At 72.6% G+C, this 12,236-nt stretch carries 12 protein-coding genes and 1 pseudogene; 7 read left to right on the forward strand and 6 right to left on the reverse strand.

All coding sequences use genetic code 11. The annotated features are described in order from the left end of the window. Positions 1-60 precede the first annotated feature (60 nt). The gene (def, locus tag ACZ6KY_RS18450) at positions 61-600 is read left to right on the forward strand and encodes a peptide deformylase (protein ID WP_469311330.1); all 540 of its coding nucleotides are present in this window, start codon (positions 61-63) and stop codon (positions 598-600) included. A 74-nt stretch (positions 601-674) separates the two neighbouring features. Here the strand turns inward: def and ACZ6KY_RS18455 are convergent, their stop codons facing one another. Beyond that, positions 675-1,319: a TetR/AcrR family transcriptional regulator gene (locus tag ACZ6KY_RS18455; protein ID WP_328556921.1), complete on the reverse strand. Its 645-nt coding sequence runs from the start codon at positions 1,317-1,319 to the stop codon at positions 675-677. Positions 1,320-1,488: 169 nt separating this feature from the next. Here ACZ6KY_RS18455 and ACZ6KY_RS18460 point away from each other — a divergent pair, with 169 nt between their 5' ends. Together ACZ6KY_RS18460 and ACZ6KY_RS18465 are read left to right on the forward strand one after the other, a co-directional pair. Further along, on the forward strand, positions 1,489-2,718 hold the full coding sequence (locus ACZ6KY_RS18460; RefSeq protein ID WP_469311331.1) for an acyl-CoA dehydrogenase family protein: 1,230 nt from the start codon (positions 1,489-1,491) through the stop codon (positions 2,716-2,718). A 260-nt stretch (positions 2,719-2,978) separates the two neighbouring features. Continuing rightward, a complete protein-coding gene (locus tag ACZ6KY_RS18465; protein ID WP_469311332.1) occupies positions 2,979-3,674 on the forward strand; it encodes a transcriptional regulator in 696 nt (231 codons plus the stop codon). A gap of 75 nt (positions 3,675-3,749) precedes the next feature. Here ACZ6KY_RS18465 and ACZ6KY_RS18470 read toward each other — a convergent pair whose 3' ends face one another. From ACZ6KY_RS18470 to ACZ6KY_RS18490, 5 genes and pseudogenes are all read right to left on the reverse strand, one after another. Next, positions 3,750-3,989 carry a DUF6213 family protein gene (locus tag ACZ6KY_RS18470; protein WP_261704260.1) on the reverse strand — a complete coding sequence of 80 codons (240 nt, stop codon included), beginning with the start codon at positions 3,987-3,989 and terminating at the stop codon, positions 3,750-3,752. Between the two features lie 25 nt (positions 3,990-4,014). Then, the gene (locus ACZ6KY_RS18475) at positions 4,015-5,406 is read right to left on the reverse strand and encodes an NADP-dependent succinic semialdehyde dehydrogenase (RefSeq protein WP_469311333.1); all 1,392 of its coding nucleotides are present in this window, start codon (positions 5,404-5,406) and stop codon (positions 4,015-4,017) included. Positions 5,407-5,515: 109 nt separating this feature from the next. After that, positions 5,516-5,992 (reverse strand): NUDIX hydrolase, encoded by a 477-nt coding sequence (locus ACZ6KY_RS18480; protein ID WP_469311334.1) that lies wholly within the window; start codon positions 5,990-5,992, stop codon positions 5,516-5,518. Beyond that, positions 5,989-7,527 carry an ATP-dependent DNA ligase gene (locus ACZ6KY_RS18485; RefSeq protein ID WP_469311335.1) on the reverse strand — a complete coding sequence of 513 codons (1,539 nt, stop codon included), beginning with the start codon at positions 7,525-7,527 and terminating at the stop codon, positions 5,989-5,991. The genes ACZ6KY_RS18480 and ACZ6KY_RS18485 overlap by 4 nt, the downstream gene beginning before the upstream one ends. A gap of 274 nt (positions 7,528-7,801) precedes the next feature. Further along, a pseudogene (locus tag ACZ6KY_RS18490) lies at positions 7,802-7,945 on the reverse strand (thioredoxin reductase); the annotation flags it as partial. A 101-nt stretch (positions 7,946-8,046) separates the two neighbouring features. Between ACZ6KY_RS18490 and ACZ6KY_RS18495 the strand changes: the two are divergent. From ACZ6KY_RS18495 to ACZ6KY_RS18510, 4 genes are all read left to right on the forward strand, one after another. Further along, positions 8,047-8,691, forward strand: coding sequence for a helix-turn-helix domain-containing protein (locus ACZ6KY_RS18495; protein ID WP_469311479.1), 645 nt, complete (start codon positions 8,047-8,049; stop codon positions 8,689-8,691). 134 nt (positions 8,692-8,825) lie between these two features. Beyond that, the gene (locus ACZ6KY_RS18500) at positions 8,826-9,803 is read left to right on the forward strand and encodes an NADPH:quinone oxidoreductase family protein (protein WP_469311336.1); all 978 of its coding nucleotides are present in this window, start codon (positions 8,826-8,828) and stop codon (positions 9,801-9,803) included. Further along, a complete protein-coding gene (locus ACZ6KY_RS18505; protein ID WP_469311337.1) occupies positions 9,800-11,002 on the forward strand; it encodes an acyl-CoA dehydrogenase family protein in 1,203 nt (400 codons plus the stop codon). Before ACZ6KY_RS18500 ends, ACZ6KY_RS18505 begins: the two co-directional genes overlap by 4 nt. Beyond that, on the forward strand, positions 10,999-12,105 hold the full coding sequence (locus ACZ6KY_RS18510) for an acyl-CoA dehydrogenase family protein (protein WP_469311338.1): 1,107 nt from the start codon (positions 10,999-11,001) through the stop codon (positions 12,103-12,105). The genes ACZ6KY_RS18505 and ACZ6KY_RS18510 overlap by 4 nt, the downstream gene beginning before the upstream one ends. Positions 12,106-12,236 lie beyond the last annotated feature (131 nt).

Here is a 12,236-nt window from a genome sequence, read left to right on the forward strand (position 1 = left end):
GGCACCACCTCGGTGCCGGCGCGACACGCGCGCGCCTACCAGGACCGTACCCTTGCCGCCATGCGACACGGTTCCATCCCGGGCGCCCACGGGCGCGTCCGGCCCCTCACCCTGCTCGGCGACCCCATATTGCGCGGGGCCTGCGAGGACGTCACCGACTTCGGCCCCCAACTCGCCGGGCTCGTCGAGGACATGTTCGCGACGATGTACGCGGCCGAGGGCGTCGGCCTCGCCGCGAACCAGGTCGGCGTCGGCCTCAGGGTCTTCGTATACGACTGCCCGGACGACGACGATGTCCGCCATGTCGGACATGTGGTGAACCCCCGTCTTGTCGAGGCGGACGGTGTGGTCCTGCGCGGACCGGAAGGCTGCCTCTCGCTGCCCGGTCTGGAGGCCGGCACCGAGCGGTACGACCACGCGGTCGTCGAGGGGCGCACGGTGACCGGCGAGCCGGTCACCGTGCACGGCACCGGCTGGTTCGCGCGGTGCCTCCAGCACGAGTGCGACCACCTCGACGGCGGGGTGTACGCGGACCGGCTCACCGGGTGGCGCCGGCGGCGGCTGCTGCGCCAGGTGGCGCGGGCTTCCTGGAGCGGCTGAGAGCGGTACCGCGCGGCCGGCCGATTCCGGCCGGCGGTGCCGTGCCCCTGACGGGGTGTCCGCGTGAGTACGGGTCAGAAACCCGGTCCGCCGACGCGGTCGCCCGCCGCCGCGAGGCGGCCCCACAGCAGGTCGGCGAGGCTGCGCACCAACTCGGCGCGCGTGCACGGCCGTTCGCCGAGCCACCAGTCCCCGGCGGCGTGCATCATGCCGACGATGCCGTGGCCCCACACCCGTGCGAGCTGCTGACTGCCCGGTCCGAGGTCCACCCGCTCCTCGATGACCTCGGCCAGTTCCTCGCCCATGCGGCGCAGTACCGGCGCGGAGTACTTGCCCACGTCGAAGCCGGGGTCGCCCGGCTGGCCGCCCTCCGCCGGATGCATCAGGAAACGGTAGACCTGCGGGCGCGCCTCGATGGCGGCCAAGTACGTATCGAGCGTCGCCTCGACGCGCTCACGCCGTTCGGCCGGGGCGTCCAGTGCCGCCCGCAGCGCTTCGAGGAGTGCGTCGGTGTGCCGCTTGGCGAGTGCGGCGTACAGGCCGCCCTTGTCGCCGAAGTGGCGGTACAGGATGGGCTTCGTGATGCCCGCCTCGGCGGCGATGGCGTTCATGGAGGCCCCGGGGCCGTCGCGGAGCACCACTCTGTCGGCGGCTTCCAGCAGTTCGCGCCGGCGGCGGTCGGCGGACCTCTGCTGATCGGTCCGCTGTGTGGTGTCCATGTGCTCTCCCCACCCGTGGTGATTCGGTGACGCCTGCGCAAACTAACACTGATCGCCGTATGGGTATCGAACGGGCTGCCGAGCAGAGCTCGGGAGTTGACTTTCTCTACTAGCCGGTAACAGACTCCAGTTACCGCAAGTAACAGTTTAGTGCAGCCCTGGAGGGGATATGGCCGAGTTCACCATGGAGCTCAACGACGAACAGAAGGAGGTCCGGGACTGGCTGCACGGCTTCGCCGCCGATGTCATCCGCCCCGCGGCCGCCGAATGGGACGAGCGCGAAGAGACTCCCTGGCCGGTCATCCAGGAAGCCGCGAAGGTCGGCATCTACTCCCTGGACTTCTACGCCCAGCAGTACTTCGACCCCACCGGCCTCGGCATACCGACGGCCATGGAGGAACTGTTCTGGGGCGACGCGGGCATCGCCCTGTCCATCGTCGGCACCGGCCTCGCCGCCGTGGGCGTCCTCGCCAACGGCACCGAGGAGCAGATCGGCACCTGGATCCCCCAGATGTACGGCGATGCCAACGATGTCAAGGTCGCGGCCTTCTGCTCCTCCGAGCCCGACGCCGGCTCCGACGTCGCCTCGATGCGTACGCGCGCCGTCTACGACGAGGCCAAGGACGAGTGGGTCCTGAACGGCACGAAGACCTGGGCGACCAACGGCGGCATCGCCAACGTCCACGTCGTCGTCGCGGTCGTCGACGCCGAACTCGGCTCCAAGGGGCACGCCTCCTTCATCGTCCCGCCGAACACCCCCGGCCTGTCCCAGGGCCAGAAGTTCAAGAAGCACGGCATCCGCGCCTCGCACACCGCCGAGGTCGTCCTGGAGAACGTGCGCATCCCCGCCTCCTGCCTGCTCGGCGGCAAGGCGAAGCTCGACGAGCGCCTCGCCCGTGCCCGCGAGCGCGCGAAGGCTGGTGGCGGCGAGCGCGTGAAGAACGCCGCGATGGCCACCTTCGAGGCGTCCCGACCGGCCGTCGGCGCCATGGCGGTGGGCACCGCGCGGGCCGCGTACGAGGTCGCCCTCGACTACGCCAAGACGCGCGAGCAGTTCGGCCGCCCGATCATCGACAACCAGGGTGTCGCCTTCCAGCTCGCCGACATGCGCACCTCGATCGACGCGGCGCGGCTGCTCGTGTGGCGGGCGTCCTGGATGGCCGTCAACGGCAAGCAGTTCACGGCGGCCGAGGGGTCGATGTCGAAGCTGTTCGCCAGCGAGACGGCGAAGAAGGTCACCGGCCAGGCGATCCAGATCCTGGGCGGCAACGGTTACACGCGGGAGTACCCGGTGGAGCGGATGCACCGCGACGCGGCCATCTACACGATCTTCGAGGGGACCAGCGAGATCCAGCGGCTGGTGATCGCCCGCACCCTGTCCGGGATGCCGATCCGCTGAGGCGCCGCGCGGTCCGGGGGCCGGTCACGGCCCCCGTCGCGTTCCCCGCACCGCTGACGAGGCGCCGCGGAGCACCGGTGTGCCCGGCGTCGGGGGCGGACGCCTGGGTAGAGGGCGAGCGCGTCCGCTTCGCCTTCGATGCGACCGTCACCCGTCGGACCTGCGACATCGCGTCGGACCGCTCGGAACCGGAGTGCCGGGGCCGGGCATGGCACCCTGGTCGAAGGGGCTCGGAGTCTGCCGGACCGAAGGAGCGCGCGATGACGCGGACGGCCAGGGAAGTGCTGGAGGACATCACCGGGAAACTCGCCCCGGACCCCCATGCCAACCGGCTGCTGCCCCTGATCGACCGGGGCGCCGCCCAGCGGACCACGCTCGCCGCCCTCGCCCTCGAACAACGCCATGTGATCGCCGCCGACCACCGCGCGTTCCTTCATCTGGCCGAACGCTCGGCGGCGGGTTCGCAGACGTCGGCCGCCGACCCGGCGAGCGCCGCCTTCTTCGAGATGCTCGCGGAGGGCGAGGCACTGGCGGGGGACCGGCTCACCGCGTTCGCCGCCGCGGTGGGAGCCGACGAGGAACAGGCGGCGGCGTACGAACCGCTCGCCGACTGCCAGGCCTATCCGGCGTACGTCGCCTGGCTCGCCCTGAACGGGGAGCCGACCGACGTGGTCCTCGCCCTCGGAGCCAACTTCGCCGCGTGGGGCGGCTATTGCGAGACCATCGCCGAGGCCCTGCGCCGGCACTACGGCTTCGACGACGAGGCCTGCGGCTTCTTCGACCTCTTCGCCGCGCCCGCACCCGAGCTGGAGAACAGGGCGCTGGCCGCCGTGCAGGCAGGGCTCGACGCCGGACGGATCTCGCGGGACGACGTCCACCGCCAGGGGCGGCTGCTCCAGGCCTACGAGGCGAAGTTCTGGCACGCCCTGTGGGAACTGGACCAGCGGGTCGTCTGAGTCCGGGAACGGCGGGTCGCCGGACGCCCGGCGACCGCTCGCGGCCCAACCGTCACCCGGCGCGGCGCTGTCGCCTCAGCGACCGCTCGTCCCGCTGCTGTGCGCGATGCAGGCCACGTCGATCCGGTCGGCCAGCTTGGCCAGTTCGATCGTGAGCGCGGCCACCGTGTCCTCGTCGAGGCCGTCCTGGCCGGCCTCCACCAGATGCAGCCATCGGCCGCCCACCGTACGCAGCAGCTTGCTGACGTCGGCGGCCGCCACCTGCAACGTGCCGCGGTCGTCGACGATCAGAGGGAGGGTCACTTCGCGGTTCACACAGGGGATCGTAACTGCGGAACGCTCACGCTCCGTGCCATACGGTGGTGATGTTGCAGAACTCGCGGATTCCGTGTCCCGACAGTTCACGTCCGTAACCCGACCGCTTCTCCCCGCCGAACGGGAACGCCGGGTGCGAGGCCGTCATTCCGTTGAAGAACACCCCGCCCGCCTCCAGATCCCGGACGAACCGCTCCACCTCGGCCTCGTCCCGCGTCCACACGTTCGAGCTCAGCCCGAACGGGGTGTCGTTGGCGAGGGCGACCGCCTCGTCCAGGCCGGCGGCCCGGTAGAGCGTGGCGACGGGACCGAAGGTCTCCTCCTGGTGGACGCGCATCGCGGGGGTGATGTCGGTGAGCACGGTCGGCGCGTAGTACCAGCCGTCCCCGAAGCCGTCGGGGCGTTCGCCGCCGCACAGCACCGTCGCGCCGTTCTCCACGGCGTCGTCGACGAGTTCCTCCAGGTCGGCGCGGCCCTGCTCGGTGGAGAGCGGGCCGATCTCGGTGTCCTCGTCGAGCGGGTCGCCGATCCTGAGGGCCCGCATGCCCGCCGCGAACCGCTCCGCGAAGGCGTCGAAGACGTCGGTGTGCACGATGAACCGCTTGGCGGCGATGCACGACTGCCCGTTGTTCTGCGCACGCGCTGTCACGGCGATCCGCGCGGCGCGTTCGACGTCGGCGGACGGCATCACGACATACGGGTCGCTGCCGCCGAGCTCCAGCACCGTCTTCTTCACCTCGTCCCCGGCGACCGAGGCGACAGCCCGGCCGGCCGGTTCACTGCCGGTGAGGGTGGCCGCCTTGACACGCGGGTCGCGCAGGACGCCCTCGACCGCCCCCGAGCCGATCAGCAGCGTCTGGAAGCAGCCCTCGGGGAAACCCGCCCGGCGGAACAGGTCCTCCAGGTACAGCGCGGTCTGCGGCACGTTCGAGGCGTGCTTGAGCAGGCCCACGTTGCCCGCCATCAGCGCGGGCGCGGCGAACCGGACCACCTGCCAGAGCGGGAAGTTCCACGGCATCACGGCGAGCACGGGCCCGAGCGGCCGGTAGCGCGCGAGGACCCGGGAGGCCCCGGAGTCCGCGGCGTCGGCGGGGGCGGCCAGTTCGTCGGCGAGCAGATCCTCGGCGTGGTCGGCGTACCAGCGCATCGCCTTGGCGCACTTGGCGGCCTCCGCGCGGGCCTGCTTGACGGGCTTGCCCATCTCGGTGGTCATCACCCGGCCGATGTCCTCCAGGTCCTCGTCCAGGAGATCGGCGGCCCGGTGCATGAGCCGCGCCCGCTCGGCGAACGAGGTGGTGCGATACGTGCGGAACGTGGCCTCGGCGGCAGCGAGCCTGCGCTCGATCTCCTCGGCGCCGAGGGCGTCGTACGTCTTGAGCGTCTCGCCGTTCGCCGGGTTCACCGTCGCGATGGGCATGGCCGACCTCCTGAAAGCGGGCTGTTCCCCGACCCTCCCGCGCGGAGCGGCGCGGCGCAACGCGGAGGGCTTTCGGGGTGAGCCGGCGCTTCTGGCCGAACGCCGGCTCTCAGGCCGAGTGCTCCGCCAGCCGGTCGAGAAACATCGTCTGCGCCTTCACCAGCAGCGTCCGGGCCCGCTCCGGGGCCATCCACTCCACCCGGTCCAGCTCGGGGAACTCCTGCCGCTGCCCCGACCTCGGCGGCCACTCCATCGTGAACGTGCCGGGGACCATGGCCGCCGGATCGAGATCCGCCTCGACCGCCCAGGCCGTGACGACCTTGCCGTTCGTCTGGGTGACCTCGCCGAGCGCGATGGCCTCCCCGTCGGGCGGCGGCAGCCCGAGCTCCTCCCGGAACTCGCGGCGGGCCGCGTCCCAGGCGGTCTCGTCGGGCTCGTACTCGCCCTTGGGAAGGGTCCAGGCCCCGGCGTCCCGCCGAGCGAAGAAGGGGCCGCCCATATGGCCGAGCAATACCTCCAGGCCGTTGTCGGTGTGCCGGAACAACAGCAGTCCCGCGCTCCTCCTTCCGTGCTGCTCGCCGCTCATCGCGTCACCTCCGGGTGGGCGGCCAGCAGGGTGTCGACCGTGTCGGCCTCGGCCGGTGTTTTGTCCTCGCGATAACGCACGACCCGGGCGAACCGGAGGGTGACGCCGGCCGGGTAGCGGGTGGACCGCTGCAGACCGTCGTACGCGATCTCGACGACGAGCTCGGGCCGTACGGCCACCACGTGGCCGTCGTCCTCGACGGCCAGTTCCCGGAGCCGTTCGGTCTGCCAGGTGAGCATCGCGTCGGTCATGCCCTTGAACGTCTTGCCGAGCATGGCGAAGGAGCCGTCGCCGGTACGGGCGCCCAGATGCAGGTTGGAGAGCTTGCCGGTGCGCCGCCCGTGGCCCCATTCGGCCGCGAGGACCACCAGGTCCAGCGTGTGTACGGGCTTGACCTTCAGCCAGGCGGCACCGCGCCGGCCCGCGCTGTACGGGGCGTCGAGGGCCTTCACCACGACGCCCTCGTGCCCCCGGGCCAGCGTGTCGGCGAGGAACGCCTCGGCCTCCGCCGCCTTGTCCGGCCCCGGCACGAGCGTCCGCCTGACCCGCATCGGCTCGGGCACCAGCCGGGCCAGTTCCGCGTGCCGTTCGGTGAACGGCAGGTCCAGCAGCTCCCGCCCGTCGACCGACAGGGCGTCGAAGAAGACGGGGGAGACGGGCACGGTCTCCGCGGCCGTCGCCACGTCCACGCGGGACCCCACGCGCCCGGCCGTCTCCTGGAAGGAACGCGGCCTTCCCTGTTCGTCCAGCGCGATCACCTCGCCGTCCACGATGAACCGCTCGCCCCGCAACTCCATTGCCGCGGTGGTGAGTTCGGGCAGCCGGTCGGTGATGTCGTCGAGGGTGCGGGTGTAGACACGGACGTCCTCGCCGTCGCGGTGGAGCTGTACCCGGATGCCGTCGAGCTTCTCCTCGACCGCGCAGGCGCCGAGCTTGCCGACCGCCTCGGACACGGAGGCGGCGGTGTGCGCCAGCATCGGCAGCACCGGCCGGCCGACGGTGAGCCGGAAGCCGTCCAGGGCCCCGGGGCCGTCCGCGAGGAGGGCCCGCGCGACGGCCTGCAGCGAACCGGCGAGCATCACCGCCCGTCGTACGTCCCCCGCGGGCGCGCCGGTCGCCTCGGCGAGCCCCTCGACCGCGACCGCGTCCAGAGCGCCCTGGCGCACCTCGCCGGTGAGCAGCCCGAACAGGAAGCGCTGTTCGTCCTCGGTGGCCGCCACCATCAACTCGCCCACCAGACGGGCTCGTTCGGCCTGCGATCCGGTTCCGGAGACCTGGCCGAGCGCGGTGAGGCGGGCGTCCACCTCGCGCACGGTGAGCGTGGGTTCGGCGGCGGGGGCGACCCGCTCGCTCAGCACCTTCCAGCCGATACCGAGCCTGCCCTGCGGCAGCCGCCCCGCCAGATACGGGATCACGATCGGCACGTCGTCCGCGTCGGCGTCACGGAACAGCTCCGCGAGCAGAGCGGTCTTCCGGGACCGCGCCGAGGTGGCGGCGACCTCCTGGGACACATGGGCGAGCCGGCTCAGCAGCATGCAGCCATGGTGCAACGCGGACGCCGGGTTCACACCCGTACGGAGGCGGAGCGCGTGCGGCTCCCTGGCCGCACGCGGTGGCGCCTCGGCGGCTGCGCCGGGGCTCGGGCTCGCCGGAGGGGCGGCCCCGTGGTTCGGGGCCGGCCGCGGGCACTCGGGCCGCGCCCTCGCGCGACGCCGGTCCGCCGTCCCGGACGGGCCCGCCAAGCCCGGCGCGCAGGGGTACCCGGCCCCCGGCTCCCCGGGGCGGCTCCGCCTGATGCCCGGGAGTTCAGCCCCGCAGGTGCGCGACGGGCGCGTTGCGCGGCTCGACGGCGTCGACGACGAGCGTGCCGCGCCACGCCCGGCCGGGGACCAGCGCCGCGGAAAGCCCCGCCGTGCCGCCTGGGACGACGACCACTTCGTCTGTCCCGGTCATGGTGGCCACCTCCGCGGAGAAGGTCGCCCGGTACTCGCCGGATTGACAAATGGCTTTGCCGATTCTGCAATGAGGGGATGAGGCATGGGATGAGTGACGGGATGAGCGGCGCGGCCCCCGCGGGTGTCAGTGGCGGAGCCGGGCAGCGAGCGACCGGCGACGCGGCGACGGACGAGGTTCTCGCCGAGGTGGGGCCCCGGCTGCGGCGGATCAGGAAGGAGCGCGGCGCGACGCTGGCCGGACTGTCCGAGGCCACCGGCATCTCGGTGAGCACGCTCTCGCGCCTGGAGTCCGGGCTGCGCAAGCCCAGCCTGGAGCTGCTGCTGCCCATCGCGCGGGCCCATCAGGTCCCGCTGGACGAGCTGGTCGGCGCCCCGCCGGTCGGTGACCCCCGGGTCCGCGCCGAGCCGATCGTGCGGGGCGGCCGGACGCACTGGCCGCTGACCCGCCAGCCCGGCGGACTCCAGGCGTACAAGATGGTCGAACCGCGGCGGACCATGGAACCCGACCCGCGGACGCACGAGGGCTATGAGTGGCTGTACGTGCTGTCCGGGCGGCTGCGGCTGGTGCTCGGAGAGCATGACGTCGTGCTCGGGGCGGGGGAGGCGGCGGAGTTCGACACCCGGGTTCCGCACTGGTTCGGGTCGACGGGGGAGGGGCCCGTGGAGTTCCTGAGCCTGTTCGGGCCGCAGGGGGAGCGGATGCATGTACGGGCGCGGCCCAAGGCGCGAGGCAAGGAGCTGTGAGAACCGAGGGGGGGCGGGGCGGCTCGGGCCGGGCGTGGTGAAGACGACGGCCGCCGGCTGTTCCCAGGTCGGCAAGCGACCGCTTAGTATGCGATCGACCCCGGTCAGACGACGCAGTCCCCTGGAGGCCCCGCATGCAGGCATGGCAAGTGCACCAGAACGGCGAGCCCGCAGAGGCGATGCGCCTCCAGGAGGTGGATCGGCCGACGCCCGGTGACGGCCAGGTCCTGCTCAAGGTGCGCGCCGCGAACATCAACTTCCCGGACGCGCTGATGTGCCGCGGCCACTACCAGGTCAGGCCGCCGCTGCCGTTCACGCCCGGCGTGGAGATCTGCGGCGAGACCGAGGACGGACGCCGGGTGATCGCCACCCCCGCGCTGCCGTACGGAGGATTCGCCGAGTACGCGGTCGCGGACGCCGCCGCCCTGCTGCCGGCGCCCGAGGCCCTCGACGACGCCGAGGCCGCGGCCCTGCACATCGGCTACCAGACCGGCTGGTTCGGCCTGCACCGCCGGGCCCGTCTGGAGGCCGGCGAGACCCTGCTCGTCCACGCGGCCGCCGGAGGGGTCGGCAGCGCGGCCGTGCAGCTCGGAAAGGCGGCGGGCGCGACCGTCATCGGTGTCGTGGGCGGCGCCGACAAGGCCGCCGTGGCGCGTGAGCTGGGCTGCGACGTCGTCATCGACCGGCGGTCCGAGGACGTCATAGGCGCCGTCAAGGCGGCGACCGGCGGACGCGGCGCGGACGTGATCTACGACCCCGTCGGCGGCGAGGCCTACACCCAGTCCACGAAGGTCGTCGCCTTCGAGGGCAGGATCGTGGTCGTCGGCTTCGCGAGCGGCTCGATCCCGAGCGCCGCGCTGAACCACGCCCTCGTCAAGAACTACGCGATCCTCGGCCTGCACTGGGGCCTGTACAACACCAAGAACCCGAAGCTGGTCCTGCACTGCCACGAGCGGCTCACCGAGCTGGCCGCACGGGGCGCGATCAAGCCGCTGGTGAGCGAGCGGGTGCCGCTGAGCGGGGCCGCCGCCGCCGTGCAGCGGGTCGCCGACGGAGTCACCACCGGGCGGATCGCCGTGGTGCCCACACTGGAGAACGGAGCCGCCGCATGACCGACGCAGCCGAACTGCGCCGCCGCACCCAGGAGTTGCTCGCCGCGCATCCTCCGCTGGAAACCGATCACCTGGACTTCCTGAAGGCACGCTTCGACGCCGGACTCGCCTGGGTGCACTACCCCGAGGGCCTCGGCGGACTCGGCGCCCCGCGCAGTCTCCAGGCCGTCGTGGACGCCGAGCTGGCGGCCGCGGGCGCGCCCGACAACGACCCGCGGCGCATCGGCATCGGCCTCGGCATGGCAGCGCCGACGATCCTCGGCTTCGGCACCGAGGAGCAGAAGCGGCGCTTCCTGCGGCCCCTGTGGGTCGGCGAGGAGGTGTGGTGCCAGCTCTTCAGCGAGCCCGGCGCCGGCTCGGACCTCGCCGCGCTCGGCACCCGCGCCGTCCGCGCGGACGGGGACGCGCCGGGGAGCGGCGGCGACTGGGTGATCAACGGGCAGAAGGTGTGGACCTCCAGCGCCCACCTCGCCCGCTGGGCCATCCTCATCGCCCGCACCGACCCGGACGTGCCCAAGCACCGCGGCATCACCTACTTCATCTGCGACATGACCGACCCGGGTGTCGAGGTACGGCCGCTGCGCCAGATCACCGGCGAGGCGGAGTTCAACGAGGTCTTCCTCACCGACGTCCGCATCCCCGACGCGCACCGCCTCGGCGAGGTCGGCGACGGCTGGCGGGTCGCGCAGACCACGCTGATGAACGAGCGGGTCTCCATCGGCGGCATGCGCATCCCGCGCGAGGGCGGCATGATCGGCCCGGTCTCCAGGACCTGGCGCGAGCGGCCCGAACTGCGCACCCACGACACCCACCAGCGGCTCCTGAAACTGTGGGTCGAGGCCGAGGTCGCCAGGCTCTCCGGCGAACGGCTGCGCCAGCAGCTCGCCCTGGGCCAGCCCGGCCACGAGGGAGCCGGCATGAAGCTCGGCTTCGCCCGCCTGAACCAGGAGATCAGCGGACTGGAGGTCGAACTCCTCGGCGAGGAAGGCCTCTTGTACGAGGACTGGACGATGCGCCGGCCGGAACTGGTCGACTTCACCGGCCGGGACGCCGGATACCGCTACCTGCGCTCCAAGGGCAACAGCATCGAGGGCGGGACCAGCGAGGTCCTGCTGAACATCGTCGCCGAACGCGTCCTGGGCCTGCCGTCCGAGCCGCGCACCGACAAGGACGTCGCATGGAAGGACCTCGCCCGATGAGCCAGGTGAGCACCGAGCCCGATCTGCTCTACACGGAGGAGGAAGAGGCGCTGCGCGCCGCCGTCCGCGACCTCCTCGCCGACCGCTGCGCCGCGGCCGGCGTCATCACCCGCACCGAGTCGGGCACTCCGCACGACCTCGAGCTGTGGAAGGCCCTCTCGGAGGGCATGGGCCTCGCGGGCCTGCTGGTGCCCGAGGAGCAGGGCGGCCAGGGTGCCACGCACCGCGAAGCCGCCGTGGTCCTGGAGGAGTTGGGCCGCGCGGTCGCTCCCGTGCCCTATCTGACGAGCGCCGTGGTCGCGACCGAGGCGCTGCTGGCCTGCGAGGGACCGGCCGCGGCGGACCTGCTCGCCGCGCTCGCCTCCGGCCGCACGGTGGGCGCCCTCGCCGTCCCGCTGAACGTCGGACCGGGCGCCGCCCACCAGGTCGTACGGCTGGAGAACGGTTCCCTGCACGGGGAGTTGACGGGCATCGCGGACGCGGCCGCCGCCGACGTACTGCTGGTTCCGGCCGAGGACGGCGGGCTGTACGCCGTCGACGCGGACGCCGTCACGCTCGTCCCGCAGGTCTGTCTCGACCAGACCCGGCCGCTCGCCCGGATCACCTTCGACGGGGCGCCCGCACGGCTGCTCACCGAGGACGCGCCCGCAGCCGTACGACGTGCGCTGCGGGCCGGTGCCGGACTGCTCGCCTCCGAGCAACTCGGGCTCGCCGACTGGTCGTTGACGGAGACCGTCCGCTACCTCAAGGAGCGCAAGCAGTTCAACCGGCCGGTCGGCGGATTCCAGGCGCTCAAGCACCGGCTGGCCCAGCTGTGGCTGGAGGTCGTGGGCACCCGCGCCGCCGCCCGGAACGCCGCCGACGCGCTGGCCACCGGCAGCGCGGACAGCGACCTGGCGGTCGCCGTCGCCCAGGCGTACGCGGCACCCGTCGCCGTGCACGCGGCCGAGGAGGCGCTCCAGTTGCACGGCGGCATCGGCATGACGTGGGAGCACCCGGCGCACCTGTATCTGAAGCGCGCCAAGGCCGACTCGATCGCCTACGGCACGGCGGGCGCGCATCGCGCGGCCCTGGCCGAACTGGTCGATCTCCAGGCGCCCTGACCCGATCCCGAGCGAAGCCCGCCCCACCTGGGGCGGGCTTTTTTCGTGCGCCCGCGACACACGGGGGAGGGGATAGGGGGAACGCCGGACCGCGCCCGGATCCGGCGAAGTGAACGCGTTCCGTCGGTCCG

Source organism: Streptomyces sp. NPDC042002 (genome assembly GCF_055588305.1).

Bases quoted from the DNA above. Each gene is read 5' to 3' on its own strand.
- def (WP_469311330.1), top strand. From the start codon at position 61: ATGCGACACGGTTCCATCCCGGGCGCCCACGGGCGCGTCCGGCCCCTC.
- ACZ6KY_RS18455 (WP_328556921.1), bottom strand. From the start codon at position 1,319: ATGGACACCACACAGCGGACCGATCAGCAGAGGTCCGCCGACCGCCGC.
- ACZ6KY_RS18460 (WP_469311331.1), top strand. From the start codon at position 1,489: ATGGCCGAGTTCACCATGGAGCTCAACGACGAACAGAAGGAGGTCCGG.
- ACZ6KY_RS18465 (WP_469311332.1), top strand. From the start codon at position 2,979: ATGACGCGGACGGCCAGGGAAGTGCTGGAGGACATCACCGGGAAACTC.
- ACZ6KY_RS18475 (WP_469311333.1), bottom strand. From the start codon at position 5,406: ATGCCCATCGCGACGGTGAACCCGGCGAACGGCGAGACGCTCAAGACG.
- ACZ6KY_RS18480 (WP_469311334.1), bottom strand. From the start codon at position 5,992: ATGAGCGGCGAGCAGCACGGAAGGAGGAGCGCGGGACTGCTGTTGTTC.
- ACZ6KY_RS18485 (WP_469311335.1), bottom strand. From the start codon at position 7,527: ATGCTGCTGAGCCGGCTCGCCCATGTGTCCCAGGAGGTCGCCGCCACC.
- ACZ6KY_RS18495 (WP_469311479.1), top strand. From the start codon at position 8,047: ATGAGCGGCGCGGCCCCCGCGGGTGTCAGTGGCGGAGCCGGGCAGCGA.
- ACZ6KY_RS18500 (WP_469311336.1), top strand. From the start codon at position 8,826: ATGCAGGCATGGCAAGTGCACCAGAACGGCGAGCCCGCAGAGGCGATG.
- ACZ6KY_RS18505 (WP_469311337.1), top strand. From the start codon at position 9,800: ATGACCGACGCAGCCGAACTGCGCCGCCGCACCCAGGAGTTGCTCGCC.
- ACZ6KY_RS18510 (WP_469311338.1), top strand. From the start codon at position 10,999: ATGAGCCAGGTGAGCACCGAGCCCGATCTGCTCTACACGGAGGAGGAA.